Consider the following 18,098-nt stretch of genomic DNA (forward strand, 5'->3'; position numbering starts at 1 on the left):
ACCGCAAGTCGTTCCCACACTTGTTCCCACATCACATTGTCGCTTAAATTGCCCTGTTTCAGTCTTCATCAGACGTTTTGCCAGTAACCAGCTTACGTTGATCCTCGCGGCTGATTTGGCCGTAGCTGCGCAACGTCGTCAAAACATCTGTGTGGCCAAGGTTCTGTGAAGCGGCCACCAGTTCAGCCACAGACGTCGCGTTTTTGGCCGCATGGCGCGCCAGCATATGGCGAAAGGCGTGGGGGCCGTAGTTGGGAACGCCTGCAGCCTCATACGCTGTACGAACAATCTTGCGCACGGGTTCGGTGGTTTTCCAATGTTGGCGCGTGAATCCGTTTGCTGCAAAACCTGAATTTGACTTTGCAGCTATCGCGGTTGCTGAGAACAAAGGATCATCTGGACCGTAAAGCGCCACTTCGTCGCAATAGGTCATCCAGTCCGCAAGGGCGGTTTCTGCATCCTCAAATCCTTTGGCAAAGAAGGTATCAATTGGCCTGCCAAATTTGGTGTCGACCTCGCGTGGGTTTTGGGTGACAGATTGTTCCTGCAAATCAACGTGTTTGATCTTGAGCGACACTAACGCGGCAACACGAACGCCTGTCAGGCAAAGCAGGGCAAAGACTGCCTTGTCGCGCTTTTGGTGCGGTGTCGCGCTGGGCATAAGCGCAAGAGCGCGTTTGGCTTGGTTCATACTGGGTGCTGGGCGGGGCGGGGCCGCGCGGGCTTCTGCTTCATCGCGTCGGGATAGATTGAAGTAATCCGCATCCGCTGCTTTGATACGGCTTCGAAACCCATCTTGCTGAGAAAGCCACAGCACAAATTCCCGCAAGGTGGCCAATAAAGACCGCATTGTCGATTTGCCCAAGGGCTGTCCGGCCTTTGTCTTGCTTTGCTCCAAGTGGGTACGGAACCCCATAGCCTGCTCAATATGAAAACGGGCAAAGTCCTTGCGCCCGTTCCAGACGTCAAAGCGTTCAAGGGCTGCGATCTCCCGATCTAGCGTTTTTTCCGAAAGCTGGCGCGCGAACTTGCGATATTCCAGAAAGCGGCGTTTCAGGCGTTCGTTCTTCTCATTGGGTCGTTTGCTCATGATAGGCTCCTAAGCTTGGGGGCAATTTTGGGATGGGGAATTTTGGTGGGCCAGCACGGTATCCGGCATTACAATTCCTAGTTTTTGGTAATCAGAGAACATCCGCCATTCCTGCATCACCCGCACTTGGGTTGGGGTTCTCAATAGAAAGTTCAAAACTGTGCGGGGCGGGCGAATTTTGACCGCAACACGGGGTAGTGGCCCAATGGGAAATACAGGGGGGCTTATGTCCACCATTATAATGTCGCTTCCACCCGCTTTATTGTGAGGTCGAGTCTTGAGCGAACTTCGGGAAGGCGGGCTAGAGATATGGGCTTACAAACGATACCTTCGCAGACGTTGCAAAGGGCCATGAGCATGGCTTTATTGCCTTCAATTTTACAGTCCGCCATTTCGGCGGCAGGCGCGCGACCCTTTCTGCAGCGCAGACAATAGAACTCGCACAGGCCTGTTTTGACCTTCCGGCCTTCGCGCTGGGCGGTGATGTGATTACGCAGGTCATCGCCGCGAATGAGGGGCGGGTAAGTCGCGTCCAACAGAGGCAAACCATCCCGTGTCCAGTTCCCGATTGTGCGGATGGAAACGCCGACAAGTGCCGCCGCCTCCGCTTTTGTGTAACACCGAAAAGACTTGATCCCGCTCAGACGGGCTTGCTTGGGCACGGCGTTTTACTCCGTGCCTGTTTGGTAGGACGCCAGCCACTCGTGGATGGCCTCGATCTTGATCAAACGGCGCGAACCGATCTTTATGCTTTTCAGATCACCTTTGGCCAAGGCGGCGTAAAGGCTTGTCCGCCCAATACCTGCAAGCCGTGCAGCTTCGTCGGGTGATACCGCGATAGGGGGTGTCGCGTGGCCGGATTGTTTCGAATGTGTCATCGTTCATACTCCATCATTTGACGATGGATGAACCTTGGCGGACGTAAGGTGGATCAAAACAGATCGTGAGTTATGATCCGGTTATGATCCACTTCTTGTTTTGGTAACGTATCGCTTAACCGTCGGTAATGACGGGCATTTTGCATTAGGAAATTTGGCCATAAACTCCGCACGTAATGCCTTTGCTTCTTCGTTGCGGCCCTGCACAGCACGACCTTGGCTGGCCCTAAGTGCTATAAGATCGTTTAACGCTGTCTCGTAGTCATTGGGCCGCCCGCCAGTGCGTTGCTCTGGAACGCCCGCAATTGATCGAAGATCACCAATCACGATGAGTTTTCCGGTAATAGGGTCAAGGCTTAGGACATCCTGCAGTTGAGCAGTAGCGTAGGGGGGCAAAGATAATGTGCCCTTGGACGTCAGGATCACACCAAAGGGGGATTTCACTTCGCTTGCAAAAGCTGTTCGCAGGTCTCTTATATCCTGCGCGTCTTGCAGGGTTGGGTGCAGGTACAGAACAACGTCGCCTGCAGGGCTATCAACGGCCCCAATGCGCCATGTATCCTTGTCTATGGGCGATGATTTGCGTCTCTTACAAGCTAGAGCGTCTGCAATCTGCGCAACGGATGCACTTAGGTTCGGTTGCGTTGCAATAAGTTCGAAACGTGGTTTCGAAATGAAGCCAAGATCAGGGCAGTAATATCCATATTGCGAACCCTCATAAGCAATCTTTGCATCATGGGACTGGTCGCATTCATCGCAAATGATGGACGAAACAGCGTGTGATAATTGCCGTTGGCGAGTGTGGTTACACTTTTGAGCCAAGCACTAAGCCTGACGATTTCGAAGTCGATATTTATCAGGTTGAAAGCTTGCGCGATCTTGCCGAGCAGTTTGTCGATGAAGCTCTGTTTGGGGACATTCCAGAGCGGCTACGATTCTACATTGATCATGACGCCATCGCGCTCGATCTGGCGGTCGAGTTTTCTGAAATCACTATCGCAGGGGAACGGTTCGCTTATGCCAGCCGTTAAACCCAGAGATGACAGATATGTTGAGTCTTTGATAACGTGGCGGGGCATTGCTTTGAATGTTCGCCATTGCCCTGACTGGTCAACGTCCTGCGGCATCGAACATATCGAAGTCATCAGCTTTGAGCGCTTGCCGCTGCCGATCACCGAAACTGGGTATAAGTCGCATTTCATCGACCGCGACCAGCTTGCAGAAATCGGAACACCTGTGGAATTTGTCATTGCTTGGCTGGATCATGACGCGGAATCGACAGAATGGAAAAAGGCGGAATTTGAGTCGCGACAACTCAGCCTGTTTTGACTATTCGGCCTCGAAGAGTTTTTGGATTTCTTGAACATGGTAGTATTTTGCCACATCTTTCAGGCTGGTGGACATGAGACGCAGCATCGCATTACGTATCTTGCGATCTGTCATCTTCGGCGGTGGACCAAGACGCACACCGTTTCGCTTGGCGACTGCCAACCCTTGTTTGGTCCGTTCAGAAAGCTTGTTGCGCTCATGCTCGGCCACAGCCGCGACAACCGTAAACGCCAACCGCCCATCTGCCGTGGCCGTATCAACACCAAGGCTGACGATCTGGAAATTCACCCCGCGCTCTTTCAAGTGATCCGCATGTATCAACGCGTCTTTTGTGTTGCGGAACGCGCGATCCAAATCCCAAACGACGAGCGTGTCGCCAGCCGTCAAACCGGCCACGACCTTTTCAAAGATGGGGCGTGATTTTGCGACAGCGGACAGGGTTTCTACATGTAGTTCGTCACAAATAGGCCTAAGCGCATCGGCTTGGCGCGCAATGTTTTGATCTTCTGTACTGACGCGTAGGTAGCCTATCCTCATGTATTTCAATGCCTTAACGGGAAAGGTTGAGCTGATAACCGCTCAACACAAACGATCCTTCCTGTGTTAAGGTCTGGGGAGGGTGGGTTTACTGTCGCAAAGCCGCCAAACGCCCCGTTTTCCTTCCTTGTATTACTATTCTACCAGATTTGAGGTAAGACATTCAAATATCACGTAAATGATCGTTTATGCGGTGCGTGAAACAGGCGAAATTAACCAAATCTTCATCAATATCTGCGATGATACTGGCAGGTGGGATGATTGTGTCATCCACGGGTGCAGCGCAGGCGCTGACTGCCGATGATGTGTTGAACAATATGACAACGGATCAGCGGTACAGTTACATCGCTGGCGTCGTCGGGGGATTGGCTTACTCGCGGTACTTGCGGGAACAGCCAGATCAGGCCGGTATGTCGTGTATCTACGATTGGTATCATGATGCAGAGACAGACAGCTGGCCCCAAATTGCAACGTGGTTTGCGCGACATCCAGACAGGCAGGTAGAGCCTTTATTGTATGTTTTGATTAAACGAGAATGTGGAGAGTAAGTGGTTCAACTAGCTGAACATTTTGAGAGCAAAGATCGTGGGACCCATTCAGAATGGGCCCGCCAACAGCGCTGGTTCATCAAAGCGCGTCAGGACACAGAGCGCCGCGAGAAAGTTCAAGATCGATTGGAAGATGACCTGGCGGCATTGGCCGCCGAAGTTATCATGGCGACACAGGCGCAACTTGCAGCCCTCGAGGTTAAACTCGACAGTTACGATGAAGCCACCGTTACCGCCCTCATGGAAAACCAAGAATTGCTAGACGTGGTAAATGCACGGATCGAGGCGATGTTAAATCAGGCTTATGTCATGGAAGATGGACGTCGTGTGTTCAGAACCGAAGATGGCCAACAGGTCTTTGACGAGCATGGCACGGAGGTTGGTGCCACGGAACTCGACCCACAGATGATTGATTCATCTTTGCCAACCTGGGAAATGTTTAGCTCAGATATTGAACAGCAAAGAGCATTGGAAACCCAGCGCACCGAAATTCTCGATTATCAAGAACAACTAGATGCCGCGCGCGATCAGATCGCAGAAGGCGAGATTTCTGAAGCTGATCTTGAAGCACTGGATGCCGACCTACTGGACGCGATGCCAGATGCAGTCCGTAGCTATGCGGGTATTGAAGCACACGCGCCAACGCCGGGCTCCACGTCACAATTTAATGCGCCAACAGCCTTGGAACCAATTCCAAACTTGATCGCCGAAAACTCAATTTTGCCCCCCTCACCATTTTAGAAGGGGATTCAGTCTTCAACGTATATCGCGTGCATTCAACGTTTAGGGTCGCAATGTACACGCATTGTCTGAAGCGCCATGTAAGGTGTTAGCGGCTCAAACAGGTGTCGATTGGTTGCTCAATGCTCAATGCTCAATGCTAGATGCATCAGCACCATGCCCGTACTTTGCCGATTGTTAACGTGTTCGGTTTCAACGGAATTGAGCCATTTATTGAATCCCGAGATGAGCACACAGTCTAGTGTGACACGTTTTCGCCCATTTCTAGGCGATAGTGAACGTGGTCAGCACTCGGGCTCAAGGTCTACTAGAATAACCACTGTCGCGCATCAAAACGTCAAAGGGCAAAAAGATCGAAATAGGCTTGAACCCAGATGTTAGTTACTCCAAGTTGCGTGAACAACTATAACGTGAGTGTTGAGTAGACGCTACGTTTTGTATGATTTACTGGGGGTAGCGCGTTGCAAAAGAATAGACGGTCAAGGTCGCTATTGCTCTCTCACGTATTGAAGGGATTGTCGTTCTATATTGCACTAACGACGTCGGTATTTGCTCAAGATATTGCAACGACCATGAGTGAACGGTTGAAAGACCTGACAACTTGGAATGAGCTATGCGAAATTGAGGATTGCAGCCAATTTCCTGACGGTCATGTAACCTGGGCGATCGGAGCCGAACTTTATAGTTTTCCATTGTATGACACGCTGGCTAACAAAGTAGGGAGAGTGGCTTACGGCGTCCGGAACGGACGGTTTGAGGAAATCAATTCAAATGGGGACGTGACACGTTCGTTTGGATATTCTGATCGGCTGAGGCTCTCACACTGTTGTGGACCTCTTTTAGAGTTCTTTGATCTGATGGACGATTTCCCCGCTTTGGGCGACGATCCTGATGTGCGATGGATGCCGTCCTCTCGCGTGTATTTGTTGAGTGGTGACCCCAGTGGCACCCGTCATAGACTGGAAAGATATTTGGAGCACGCTTCTATTGATATTGCCGGAGCACAGACCATTGGTGAATTGACCTTTAGCGAGCAGTCATCATTCGATCAAAACTTCTGGCTGCTCGATTTGCGCATGCACCCGAAACTAGTAATTCCAAGTTTCACACTGCTGTCAAAAAGGCCGCTATTGAATAATCGCCACGTCGTAGCGGTATGCGGTACGTTATGCGACTTCCGTACCGTGAACTTGGGATCATCTGTCGATACTGCGACCGCTCATGTTTCGATCAATTGGTTGCGACTCGGATTGGGGGACTCGTATGTTTGCGGTCCTGAGGGTACTGAGCCGCGATGCAATCTGAAAAATGGGCTTCTTGACCCAGTTCCTGAAATCCTTTCGACACTAGAGCAGCTGTTTACAATAGTGCGAATTCAAAACTTTAACGAGCATTAATGCAGTGAACGTATGTTTGAAGCAGCTTTAAGCTTTTCGGATAACTTGGAGTAAACCATGACCACGCTACAACTTACAGAAATGCAGCGGAAACTGCTAGAAATACTGGATTTAGCTCTGCCCAATTTTAGATTGAAGCTGAACGTGACCTGCATCCGGCTTGTAACATGTTTTATCGCGTATGCCGGTGCCGCCCACTCAGACTCCATTGGTGGCGAAGGTCAAGGACCGTTGGGTTTTCAGAGCGCCTTCGCCGAACACTCAATCGTCCATCCATCGGGCCTGATAGAGCTGCGACGCGATAATGCGGTTGGGCTTACGGCGCATGTTGCGTCCTTTTGGCAGTGGAATGTTATTGAAATTCCACTCGATATTGTCGCCGTCGTGGATGGCCTGCCGGCGACTTGCGTTATTCTAACCGAGAAAGACGCTGTTTCTTATGGTGACTGCAGCTTTTTTCTGGGTTCGATAGAAGATGGTGCAACGTCGCTTTTAGAACTCATCTACATTCACGACCCGGCATTGGTTGAATGTCCTGATGAACAGCCTGGCAGTGATGATCAAATGACTATTCTTAATTGTACAAGAGGAAAGCGCCAATGAGTGTTCAGGGACTTATCGATATTGGAGCAATCCGCTTTTTTCACGCAGATCAATGGTCACAAAATGAAGGCTCATCACCCGCGGAATGGGAGATCGATCAGAATGCGATGGATTTATCGCTAATTGACTGGCAAGAAAGGCAAATTTTTCGCCTAAACAGGCTGACGGCCAGTGATACATTTGTAGATTTGTTGGGAAACTTTGGCCCAGAAAACGCCCTTTGGATCGGCTATACAAGATTGCCGGACATAGCAGAGGGTGACCTGTATCCCGGCATTGATATTCGCGGAATTGCAATCGTCAGCGAAGAATTCTCGTTTGGATTTGTTGATCAAAATGGCGACGTAGTAGAGCTTTCCATCGAGCGGTTGCTTGCTCATGAGATCACTCATGCAGCACTAGGAACACCGGACACGACTCAACCTTTGGATGGTAGCGTACCGGACCCAAACTATGCTGGGCCGACTGTCGACAAAGAAAACGCGATCATTCTTGAAGCGTTCCCGGACAACGAATCAATCCGAACCACTTATTCAAGTGTTACTCCACTTTCGGATTTGACAGAAAGGTCTAACTGGACGTTCGGCAATGAGGTCGATCTCGTTCATGTGGCAAAAGGGTCTCCTCCTGACGATCCGACTACGACCGGACCCGGATTTAATATTAACACCAGTAACAATTCGACTAACCTTAGAGATCTGATTATTTATAGAGATCGCGACGGTGACCCAGTCGACAATACGATAAGGTCTGGGGACGGGAGCGACTATATTTATGCTGGGAAAGGCAATGATATCATTAGCCCTGGTCGCGGAGATGATTACGCATTTGCAGAAGATGGCAACGACGTTGTTTTGGGGTTTGAAGGAAACGATAGACTGGATGGTGGCGAAAACGAAGATCGCTCTGTAGATTTTGACACCTTGAACTACGAAGCGCTTTCATATGGGATTATCGTCGGTGTAGAGGAAGAAGCAACGGTTAATAGCCCAACGGTCTTTTATGCAGAGGACAGCCGTGAAAATTCGCAATGGCGTGACCTTTTTTGGAACTTTGAAAAACTTGCCTTAACGCGGCTTGATGACACCCTCAAGTTTGATCCAAAAATGTTCGATCTTAACATTGAGGGAAGTGGTGGTTTTGACTCTGGATTGTCTTTGGAAAGGGGCGATCTTATTGATGGTTCGAACCTAGAATCCGACCTAACCATTGCGCTCCAGGGAGCGTTGAGCGGCGATCCGGGAACTATAGCAGCCAACGGATTTGCAGTAGATGTGATCAAATTTGATGATGTGATCGCGACGAAATACGCGGACACCATTACAGGAAGTGATACCAGCAACAAGATCTATGCGGGCGATGAGGCTGATAGCATAGACGGCGGGCTTGGTCACGATGACATTTATGGTGGCCTTGGGAACGACACGATCCTCGGCGGTGATGGCGCAGATTTTATCTATGACAATGGCTCAGCATCTCCCATAGAGGACGGTGAGGCTCCGCAAGAGTTTCTGGGACGTGTCCTCGCATATGATACTGAAGGTGACGATTCCATTGATGGTGGTGCGGGCGCCGACATCATCTATTATTCTGGGGGTATCGACACTGTCTCTGGTGGGGCCGGAAACGATATATACATGACCGCTCCAGAAGTTCGGGGAACGTCTATTTTTGATGACAACCTTACGATTGTATTGAGTGAAACCGCTGATGATCCGTTTGGAAACGACCTCATTTTGGGCGACGGCAAAGGCGTTGATCGGGTCCGGTTTGAAGGCATCAACAGAGCCGATGTTACAGTCACTTACGACTATGAAAAGACATTTATCGGAACCCAAGTCGTCGAATTTGGCTCGTTTTTCTGGTACGATTTCGATCTTGCTCTGACAGTCGATCAATATGTCACCGTCGGTTCTGTCCAGATCACCGTTAATGCAACAGGCAGTAGTATTACAGTCGAACAGGTCACCGGCTTTCAGTTTGAAGGATATTATGTCGGGGACACGTCTCCTTTCGAAGCATCAATGGTTGTCCCATTTTTGGTCGAGTTCGAAAACGGATATCTTGACTGGCCAACGTCGATGTTGGACCCGGCAACAAATAAATATACGTTCACCAATTCGGATCATGGTGAGCCGGAGAACGAAGAACCACCTGTAGGTGCGTCAAGCGCAGGTTCGGGTGGAACGACTGGAGGTGGCAGTTCTGGCGGCGGCGGCTCCAATGATCCAGGTTCCAATGATCCAGGTAACGGCAGCAATGCATTCGCAGCACTCGGATCGTTCGAGTTTGAGCGTGCGCAGGCAGAGACAATTATTGATGGCGACGACGATGACGATGATATCTATGCAAGCACTGAATCGGAAATTGTGAATGCGGGGGGCGGCAATGATCGAGTGTTCGCAGGCGGCGGAAGCGACATCGTCATCGGTGGAGCCGGAGCAGACACTCTCTATGGGGGCTCAGGCACCGATACAGCCAGCTACGATACCGCAACTTCAGGCGTAGGTGTTTATCTGGACGAGGACCGGTTGACGATCACAAATACCTTTGGTGATGCGGATGGCGATGTCCTCGAAGGGTTCGAAAACCTTACTGGCAGCGACTTTGATGACAGGCTCTACGGAGACGACGGTGCAAACCTAATCGTAGGTCGTGCGGGTAACGATACAATTCGGGGTCTTGGCGGACAGGATACACTTGTTGGTGGGGACGGTGACGACACGATCATTGCAAGTGAATACGTAGATGACGACGACGTGTTGTTCGTTTCTGACGTCGAGATGTATGGTGGCGCTGGTAACGATACGATCCGGTCGTCAAGTGGGAACGATATCATTTTTGGTGGAGACGGCGATGACCTCGTTGAGTTGAGTAATTTCACGAATATCTTCGCGCCAGGGACGCCAGGCAATGACACTGTGAATGGTGGGTCTGGGTTGGATACCGTCCATTTCTTCAACGGTCCGATCATTGTCGATCTGGGAGCTGGAACAGCCGAGTATGTTGGTACAGGTGAAAGCGTTCGTCTTATTGATGTCGAGGGCATCAAAGCTGGCGGGGAAGATGATCTCATCATTGGTGGCGCCGGAGATAACATTCTCGACGGTGGCGGAGGTGATGATACGCTTATTGGTGGTGCGGGAGATGACGAGCTATACGGCGCGACCTACAACTTCCGAGACGACGCGATCCTCTATGGCGGTTCTGGTGTCGATACCGCGCATGTAACCTGGGACTTCACCAACTCCACATTGGAGGTCATCGAAGGTGGGTTGAAGATCAACAAGGCGAGTGGTTCTGGCAGCTACACGATTTACGATGACATTGAATTCATTCAGTTTTCAGATGCGAATAAGACTTATCAGGAACTCGCCCAAGGTCTGATCACGGAATTTGCTGTGATCGACGATTACATTCGTGTCGAAGAAGGCGCGACGGTTACACTCGACCTCTTGGCGAATGACCTAGAGTTTGACGGAAATGCCATCACGTTGGAGACAATTAACGGTGTAGCGGCAGATCCCGGCGCGAATATTCGACTTTCCAGCGGCGCGGTTATCACAGTGGAAGCAGACGGCAGCCTCACCCTTGATCAGGGTGGCGCTTACGCTTGGCTGGATGCCAACGAATCTGTCTTCACTGTGCTGACATACACTGCGACGGATTCTACAAATGTTGTGCGTGAAGCAACGTCTACGCTCGTGATCGACGGTGTGGATACTGAAACTAACAACATCCATTTGGACCGCAACGTGTTCATAACCGAGACCAATCCCGATGCCGCTGAAGCTCTGCGGATCGGGAATTTTGATGTTTCTATAGCAGTACTCATCATCGACGAACAATACATTGATCCGAACGATGTGCCGGTCGGATTTTCTGTTGAGGAAATTAATGGTGAAACTTTCATCACCTATGGTGGTGATGATGCGGTGATCTTGAGCGACGTGGCGCTGGATACTTGGCAATATGCGGCTGCAAATCGGACCGTGGGAACGAGCGCTGATGAACTCATCAATGGCACTGATGGCGACGATGTTATCCAAGCAGGTGCAGGCAACGACACCGTTCGATCTGGCGAAGGAAACGATGTGGTTATCGGCCAAGATGGTGTTGATCGACTGAGTTTCACAGGCGGCGACAATATTGCAATTGGCGGAGCTGGCGGCGATTTTCTCACGGCCTTCGGTGGAGGAGAGAATTTGCTGTATGGTGGGGAAGGCGATGACCAATTGTTCAGCAACGATGGAGATGACACGCTAAACGGCGGATCTGGAAACGACAGTCTGCTGGGTCGAGATGGTGACGACACTTTGTTGGGTGGCGACGGCGATGATGTTTTCTTTGGTGGCAGCGGCCAAGATAGCTTCGACGGTGGGGCTGGCTTTGATCAAGTCGTACTTTACAACGACGATGTCGCGGGCCTTTCAGGCGGAGTGACCGTGGATCTCGCTGCTGGCTGGATAAGCTGGAGTTCCATCTATCCGTTAGAAACTTTGGTTTCAATTGAGTCGGTCTTGGGGACCGGGCAGGATGACACGCTTCTAGGTGACGAATTCGACAACGTTCTCGCGGGCAACTCAGGCGATGATCTGATCCACGGTCGTGGAGGCGATGACAGCCTCTATACAGGTAGTGGATCAAGCACGCTTTATGGAGACGCAGGAGACGATCTTCTTTACGACCAGAGCGAAGGTGGCGATCAGCTTTTCGGCGGCGATGGGGATGACCGTTTCAACGTGAATACCCTCTTTGGTGGGGCCAATGAATTCCATGGAGGGGACGGAAGCGACACTCTTGATCTATCCGGGTCCAACCAGATGCTGAATGTCGACCTTACAAGCGGCCAGTTTGAAATTGGCGCAGAAAGCAACCAGTTTTCCGGGATCGAAAATATCATCGGAACAAATGGCGACAATATTCTGATAGGAGATGGCGCTGACAATACCTTTGAAGGGTTAGGTGGGGCCGACACTTATACGTTGGGTAATGGCAATAATCTTGTACGTGTCGCTACTGGAAGCGGCCACGATATTATTACAGATTTTGATATTGCCGAAGACGCTATCGAAATCAACGGTGCGAATTTTGATCCTTCCGTTGGCGCGACGGGCGTTACAGCAACTCAAATTGGCTCGGACACTGTCCTCAACTTTGGTGCACAAGACAGCCTGACTTTGAACGGCATCGATCTTACGTCTTGGCAAACTGCAAGTACTGGCCCAACCGGTGATGGTACGATCACGGGCACTGTTGGCAACGACATTATCGACGGAACGTTCGCGGATGATCCTGAGGGTGATGTCATTACGGACAACGGCGACACGATCAACGCAGGCGCTGGTGCCGACAAGATCTACGACGGTGCAGGAGACGACGTTGTCTTTGGTGGTGATGGCCGTGATACGTTCTTTGCCGGGGCTGGGGCCGATCAATATGATGGCGGTGCGGCGAACAATGACGCTGTAAATTACAGCTTAGCATCGCAAGGGGTGACCGTTGATTTAACGGATGGGTCCAACAATTCCGGCATCGCAGCTGGAGACACATACACCAACGTCGAAGAGATCACCGGTTCGTCGCTTGACGATATTATTGTTGGCGATGCTTCGATCTTTAAATTGTATGGTGGTGCTGGCAACGATGTGATCACTTCTGGAACGCTTAAGAACATCTTAGCAGGAAACGCAGGCGCTGATACTTTTGTGTTTGGTGTGGGAAGCAATGAAGACGTCGTTAAGGACTTCAGTGTCGGCGAGGATATCTTGGATGTGAGCGGTTGGGGTGCGACTTCCCTTGCTGACCTCACACTGGATGACAGCAGCGGCAAGGTCTACGTGAGCTTCGGATCAGATAGCTTTAGGTTGGACGGCATCATTTCGGTGGCTGATCTCACCGATGCCGACTTTGTGTTCGCACAGGACACCGGTTCAACGGGCGATGGCACGATCACGGGTACTTCTGGCGACGACCTCATTGATGGAACGTTCTCCGGTGATCCGGAGGGCGACGCGGTAACTGACGATGGTCAAGTGATCAATGCGGGCGATGGCAATGACGACATCTACGATGGTGCGGGTGATGACACGGTCTTTGGCGGCGACGGCAAAGATGATTTCTTTGCGGGCGATGGGGCTGACCATTACGACGGTGGTGCTAGCAATCAAGACGTCGTCCACTTCACCACATCCACGGTCGGCTTAACGGTTGATCTCACTGACACCAGCAACAGCACAGGTATCGCGACAGGCGACAGCTATGTCGGGATCGAACGCATCATTGGCTCTGACTTCGACGATGTGCTCATCGGGGATGGTATTGTTCGCCACCTTTACGGCGGCGACGGCAATGACATCATAATGGACGCTGCTGGCTCGAACTACCTTCGTGGCGGCAACGGCGCTGATACGTTTGTGTTTGGGGCTGATGGCGGCAATGACCGGATTTATGACTTTGAGCTTGGGGTCGATACCATCGATGTCTCCGCTTGGGGCGCGACGAGTTTGGATGACTTGAATATCTATGAGAATAGTGGCCGCTTGGAGGTTCAGTTAAAGAGTGATCTGTCTGAGAGAATCCAATTGGATGGCCTCGATCAGACACATGTCGATTCATTCGGAGCGAGTGACTTTGTGTTCGCAACCGGTGGTGGTAGCGGCCCGACTGGGAATGGCACAATCACCGGCACGTCTGGCAATGACATCATTGATGGAAACTTCGCAGGCGATCCTGAAGGTGATGTCATCACCGACAATGGCGATACGATTGATGCAGGCGTTGGCAACGACAAGATCTACGATGGTGCTGGCGACGACATGGTCTTTGGCGGCGACGGTACTGAAACGTTCTATGCCGGTGCGGGGGCTGATCACTACGATGGCGGCGCGAGCAATCATGACGGTGTGGATTTCAGCGGTGCAACACAGGGCGTTACGGTTGATCTGACCGATGGTACAGGTGCCAGTAACACAGGCATCGCCGCAGGTGACACCTACATCAACATCGAAAAGATTGTCGGGTCGTCTCATGATGACACCCTGATCGGTGATAGTCTGGTTAACAAATTGATCGGCGGCGATGGTGATGATACGATTGTCGCAGGAGCCCGCCACAATATCATGATCGGTGGCGACGGCGCTGATACGTTTGTGTTTGCAACAGGAAGCAAAACCAACGCTGTAAAGGACTTCTCTGCTAGCGAAGGCGATCTTCTCGACGTCAGCGGATGGGGTGCGACCTCGCTCGCAGACCTCTCATTGGATGACAGCAGTGGCAAAGTGGTTGTGAGTAATGGGGTAGATAGCATCACGCTGGATGGTATTATAGCTGTCAGCGATCTGACTGACAGTGATTTCGCGTTCGTCTAAGTATTAACGTGTGACCTGGCACTTGTTGGGTCACATACGCCACGAACTCCCGAGCGTTCTCAAAATGCAGCCCCGATGGTGAGATATGTTGAAATATTGAGACCGCCTTAGCGGTTTGCGCTGTTCACGCTATCGAGGCCGTGTTTGGGGCCTTGCTTTGAACATTTTGGATGAACGCCTATTCCGCCTTTCCTGACCTCGCGTATGCTGAATATCGGGCGCAGTATAAAAACCAGTTTCACCCCTGTGCCGCGTCAACGCAACGTAGGCCAAGTGTTTATCCAAGGACCGACTGGACAGCACGAAGCTGCGATCCACCGTACAACCTTGCGAGCGGTGAATACTGACAGCGAAACCGTGATCAAATGCTGTGAACTGGGAGGGCGAAAACCTCAACTGTCGTTGTTTGCCTGTGTCATCAACATCAAAACGGATCGCCAATTTATCGTCGCCAGTTGTCTCAACTGTTCCCAACATTCCGTTCCTCACTCCGAGTGTTGCATCATTACGGGTGAACAGGATGCGGTCGCCCTCGGCGAATGCGCGTGGCCCATGATCGGTTTCGAAAAAGGTTTGGGGTTGGTCGTCGTTTGCACGCGCAGCTTTAATTCCTTGGTTGATGGCGTGCACATCTACGCGGCGATGCGCCAATGCCAGTCTAGAACTTGCATCTCCGTTCTTATGCCAATCCGCGACGTAATCATCGACCAGTGCAGCAATTGCATGGTCTCTGTCGCGCGTGTTGCAAACGGCACCATGGCTAGCATAGCTTTGGAGGGCGTCGCTCGTGCGACCATTTGCCAAATCCACTGACGCGCGACGTTGCCAATCCGATGTTTGCCTGCGGATTTCTGTGAGGGTTGCAGCACCATTTGCGTCAACCACATCCTTAAACGGTGTTCCTGCCTCAATGGGTTGGAGCTGATCTGGATCGCCTACTAATACTAGTTTGCAACCACGCTGGCGAAGTTGTTCTGTGACACGGGACAATTGCCGTGTGCCAACCATACCAGCTTCGTCCACGACGACGATATCACCGCACCCGACAGGCTCGTATCCACTCTTCCAGCTTGCCTCCATTGAAGCCAACGTGCGCGACGGAATGCCCGATGCGCTTTGCAGGCTGTCGGCAGCTTTTCCGGCCAAGGCAGCGCCATGGACGCGGTACCCTTGGCGTTCCCACGCAACACGCGCGACGGACAGCATTGTGCTTTTCCCAGCCCCAGCAAGGCCCACAACTGCGGACATTTGGTGCGGGTCAAGAATGTGGTGAATGGCAGTGACCTGTTCTTCGCTGAGCGATGCCCCAATCTGTTTCTGCAAACGCGTGTTTTCGCGTTTGATCGCTTGTTCGACGTAAGAAGTATTAACTTTGAACCCACCTGAGCCAGCCATTTCTGATGTGCAGGTCGTTAAAGCTTCCGTCACCTCCAAGAAGTCGCGGGTGGTGTATTCCGCCCCTTCGTCGTTCTTGACCTGTACCAACTCTGGTGATGCCAGCGCCAGATCCGAGGCAATCCGTAAATCGAATGGGTCGCTGATATGCTCTGCTAACCCCCGTAGAATATCGGTACGCGTGAAGTGCGCTTGTTTGTCGTTGAGGTGGGCAAGGATCAGGTCAGGCTGCACTTTCAATTGCGTGACTGAGAACGGCGAGATGTCATGCGGCAGGATAAGTGGCTGGCGCGGATCAAGTGCATAAGGCGTAGAACGCTCCTTGGTCGCATTGCCGAGAAATTCATCTCTTAAAGCGCGCTGTGCATCAGAAAAGGATATTTCGCGTTCAAGGGTCCGGCGTTCTGCCAAATGGCGATCAATAAGCGCCTGACACTCCAGTTGATCGCGCAGAGCACAAGCTTGTGCTTGAGCAGCGGCGTCATCACAAAGTCGCTGATATTGCCCCGTCAGGCGTGCCCACGCAGCTCTCAAGCCAGTCGGCAATTTAGAGTGCCGTGCTGTCAGTTCTTTGATCCGGCGTGCGTCCTGCGACTCGTCCAGAGTTTGCCGTTCCCTGCGTTGACGCGAAACTAACTCTGTCAGTTTTTGGGCAAATACGTCCTGTTTGGCATCGGAGAAGTCATTTTGTTCCCGTATGCTTTGGAATGACGGGTCAATACCTTCGTCCAACAGTGCGCGTGCCGCTTCAACATCGGGGAGGTCAGCACCATCACCAAGACGGTTGCGCAGCTCTTTGGTTTTGACGCGGCACCAACGAGACAGCGAATAAATCTCACCGCGCACATCGACGGCGACAAAGCCGCGCCGGCCACCCCGTGCAAGGCAAAACCCTTGCTCCAATAGCGCTGCCTCGAACGACTTTCGAGAGTCAGACATCTCCCAGCAAGATCTGAACATCGCTTTGAGTTGTTCAGGATCACGTTCTACCCGTTTTGCCTGACCTGCCTCGTCATGGGTGTATGTATTTGGACTGCGATCCTCAGCCCGACGCAACCCCGCAGGCATCTCCCAACCATGTTCCAGATAAAGTTCGCGGCTGATATCCATCAACCGTCGTTTGAAATGGGGCAGATTGATCGCCCGCATCTTTGCCGTATCGATCCGAGACCAAACGCAATGCGCGTGGCGACGCCCCTTCTTTTCATGGAAGACAATTGCCCGGGGTTGACCCGACAGACCCATGCGACGTTCGATATCGGCAATCGCGACCTCAAATTCTGCGACAGTTACCTTTGCTGTCTGAGGTGGGTTAAGGTTGAGGGAGAACAGGTATTGCTGGCATTTCGTGCCGAGCGAGATTGCTTCACTTTCTTTGAAGGCATCCGCCAGATCGCTCGCTAGGAACCCGCGTAGCTCGTGAAGTGTGACATGTTCATTGTCCATCGCGTTCAGCAAATGCTGCGCAAGTTCTTGTCCATTGGCACGTTGATTGCCCTTGAGGATCATGGCTTAAGACCAAGCGCCGCGATCAAAGCCGTGCGCATTTCCAACACATTGTCATAGGCCTCAGAAATTTGACCAAGCGTGACATCATCGATTGGCAACGCCCCAATATTGGCGTGATAGGCAAGTTGATTGAGGTTGTTTGCGATCCTAGATTGGCCCAAGAGCCCGAAAATTTGGGCCAACGCTGCTTTATCCGCAATTGAGGTTGTCGAGCGCGGTGTGCGACGGGGCATCGTGTCCCCAAGCGCCTTGGCACGAATGAATGTGCTGAGTGCCATCCCATCGGCCAGCGCTTTCAGCCGTTCGTGGTCTTCAACAGACAGGCGCAGCGTCACACGCGGACAATCACGGGTGGTCTTGTAGCGTGGCGTTTTGCCCTTGGCAGAACTTTGCGGTTGCGAAGTGCGTTGGAAATCCTGCGAAATGACCGTCATAACGAAGGCCCACGCATGCGAGATATCGGCTTGGGACGTTGTTTCTGCGGCGTGTCCTCACTTGCAGGGCGCGATGCTTTCGCAAAATCCCGAAGCTTGTGGATAGCCTCAGGCTCAGACTTGAGAACAGCCTCCCATTGCTCTAATTCTTGAAACAACGCAGACATATCAGAGTTCGAACTTGAACTCGCTCTGTCCGCCACCACCCTTATTTTGTTATTTTTCAGATGCTTGCAGGGGTCTTACCACCTACGCTTGCCACCTATG

Annotated in this window: 13 protein-coding genes; 7 read left to right on the forward strand and 6 right to left on the reverse strand. The window is 51.7% G+C overall.

Annotated features, from left to right (window positions below; translation table 11 throughout):
* Window positions 1-58: 58 nt before the first annotated feature.
* The 3 genes from OCA8868_RS15525 to OCA8868_RS15535 all read right to left on the reverse strand — a co-directional run bounded on the left by OCA8868_RS15525 (window position 59) and on the right by OCA8868_RS15535 (window position 1,968).
* A complete protein-coding gene (locus OCA8868_RS15525; RefSeq protein WP_093997503.1) occupies window positions 59-1,090 on the reverse strand; it encodes a tyrosine-type recombinase/integrase in 1,032 nt (343 codons plus the stop codon).
* Between the two features lie 236 nt (window positions 1,091-1,326).
* A complete protein-coding gene (locus tag OCA8868_RS15530) occupies window positions 1,327-1,752 on the reverse strand; it encodes a hypothetical protein (RefSeq protein WP_093997504.1) in 426 nt (141 codons plus the stop codon).
* A gap of 6 nt (window positions 1,753-1,758) precedes the next feature.
* The gene (locus tag OCA8868_RS15535; protein WP_093997505.1) at window positions 1,759-1,968 is read right to left on the reverse strand and encodes a helix-turn-helix domain-containing protein; all 210 of its coding nucleotides are present in this window, start codon (window positions 1,966-1,968) and stop codon (window positions 1,759-1,761) included.
* Window positions 1,969-2,747: 779 nt separating this feature from the next.
* Between OCA8868_RS15535 and OCA8868_RS15540 the strand changes: the two genes are divergently transcribed.
* Entirely contained in the window at window positions 2,748-2,999 is a 252-nt protein-coding gene (locus OCA8868_RS15540) for an antirestriction protein ArdA (RefSeq protein WP_093997506.1), read from the forward strand.
* The gene (locus OCA8868_RS15545; protein ID WP_093997507.1) at window positions 2,986-3,297 is read left to right on the forward strand and encodes a hypothetical protein; all 312 of its coding nucleotides are present in this window, start codon (window positions 2,986-2,988) and stop codon (window positions 3,295-3,297) included. Before OCA8868_RS15540 ends, OCA8868_RS15545 begins: the two co-directional genes overlap by 14 nt.
* On the opposite strand, the gene OCA8868_RS15550 is transcribed toward OCA8868_RS15545, so the two are convergent.
* Window positions 3,298-3,834 carry a recombinase family protein gene (locus tag OCA8868_RS15550; RefSeq protein WP_093997508.1) on the reverse strand — a complete coding sequence of 179 codons (537 nt, stop codon included), beginning with the start codon at window positions 3,832-3,834 and terminating at the stop codon, window positions 3,298-3,300. It abuts the gene before it with no gap.
* A 257-nt stretch (window positions 3,835-4,091) separates the two neighbouring features.
* Between OCA8868_RS15550 and OCA8868_RS15555 the strand changes: the two genes are divergently transcribed.
* The 5 genes from OCA8868_RS15555 to OCA8868_RS15575 all read left to right on the forward strand — a co-directional run bounded on the left by OCA8868_RS15555 (window position 4,092) and on the right by OCA8868_RS15575 (window position 14,493).
* A complete protein-coding gene (locus OCA8868_RS15555) occupies window positions 4,092-4,382 on the forward strand; it encodes a hypothetical protein (protein WP_143849663.1) in 291 nt (96 codons plus the stop codon).
* Entirely contained in the window at window positions 4,383-5,123 is a 741-nt protein-coding gene (locus OCA8868_RS15560; RefSeq protein ID WP_093997510.1) for a hypothetical protein, read from the forward strand. It begins immediately after the preceding gene.
* 515 nt (window positions 5,124-5,638) lie between these two features.
* On the forward strand, window positions 5,639-6,520 hold the full coding sequence (locus OCA8868_RS15565; protein ID WP_143849665.1) for a hypothetical protein: 882 nt from the start codon (window positions 5,639-5,641) through the stop codon (window positions 6,518-6,520).
* Window positions 6,521-6,577: 57 nt separating this feature from the next.
* Window positions 6,578-7,123: a hypothetical protein gene (locus OCA8868_RS15570; RefSeq protein WP_093997512.1), complete on the forward strand. Its 546-nt coding sequence runs from the start codon at window positions 6,578-6,580 to the stop codon at window positions 7,121-7,123.
* Window positions 7,120-14,493, forward strand: a complete 7,374-nt coding sequence (locus OCA8868_RS15575; protein WP_093997513.1) for an Ig-like domain-containing protein — start codon at window positions 7,120-7,122, stop codon at window positions 14,491-14,493. Before OCA8868_RS15570 ends, OCA8868_RS15575 begins: the two co-directional genes overlap by 4 nt.
* Window positions 14,494-14,622: 129 nt before the next feature.
* On the opposite strand, the gene OCA8868_RS15580 is transcribed toward OCA8868_RS15575, so the two are convergent.
* Window positions 14,623-17,397: an AAA family ATPase gene (locus OCA8868_RS15580; RefSeq protein ID WP_093997514.1), complete on the reverse strand. Its 2,775-nt coding sequence runs from the start codon at window positions 17,395-17,397 to the stop codon at window positions 14,623-14,625.
* Window positions 17,394-17,831: a plasmid mobilization protein gene (locus OCA8868_RS15585; protein ID WP_093997515.1), complete on the reverse strand. Its 438-nt coding sequence runs from the start codon at window positions 17,829-17,831 to the stop codon at window positions 17,394-17,396. Before OCA8868_RS15585 ends, OCA8868_RS15580 begins: the two co-directional genes overlap by 4 nt.
* Window positions 17,832-18,098: the final 267 nt, after the last annotated feature.

Origin of the sequence: Octadecabacter ascidiaceicola (assembly GCF_900185015.1) — a bacterium.
In the GTDB taxonomy this organism is placed as follows: domain Bacteria; phylum Pseudomonadota; class Alphaproteobacteria; order Rhodobacterales; family Rhodobacteraceae; genus Octadecabacter; species Octadecabacter ascidiaceicola.

What these genes read in the sequence shown, in the direction of transcription:
- OCA8868_RS15525 (WP_093997503.1), bottom strand. Translation starts at nt 1,090, where the DNA reads ATGAGCAAACGACCCAATGAGAAGAACGAACGCCTGAAACGCCGCTTT.
- OCA8868_RS15535 (WP_093997505.1), bottom strand. Translation starts at nt 1,968, where the DNA reads ATGACACATTCGAAACAATCCGGCCACGCGACACCCCCTATCGCGGTA.
- OCA8868_RS15545 (WP_093997507.1), top strand. Translation starts at nt 2,986, where the DNA reads ATGCCAGCCGTTAAACCCAGAGATGACAGATATGTTGAGTCTTTGATA.
- OCA8868_RS15550 (WP_093997508.1), bottom strand. Translation starts at nt 3,834, where the DNA reads ATGAGGATAGGCTACCTACGCGTCAGTACAGAAGATCAAAACATTGCG.
- OCA8868_RS15555 (WP_143849663.1), top strand. Translation starts at nt 4,092, where the DNA reads ATGATTGTGTCATCCACGGGTGCAGCGCAGGCGCTGACTGCCGATGAT.
- OCA8868_RS15570 (WP_093997512.1), top strand. Translation starts at nt 6,578, where the DNA reads ATGACCACGCTACAACTTACAGAAATGCAGCGGAAACTGCTAGAAATA.
- OCA8868_RS15575 (WP_093997513.1), top strand. Translation starts at nt 7,120, where the DNA reads ATGAGTGTTCAGGGACTTATCGATATTGGAGCAATCCGCTTTTTTCAC.
- OCA8868_RS15580 (WP_093997514.1), bottom strand. Translation starts at nt 17,397, where the DNA reads ATGATCCTCAAGGGCAATCAACGTGCCAATGGACAAGAACTTGCGCAG.
- OCA8868_RS15585 (WP_093997515.1), bottom strand. Translation starts at nt 17,831, where the DNA reads ATGACGGTCATTTCGCAGGATTTCCAACGCACTTCGCAACCGCAAAGT.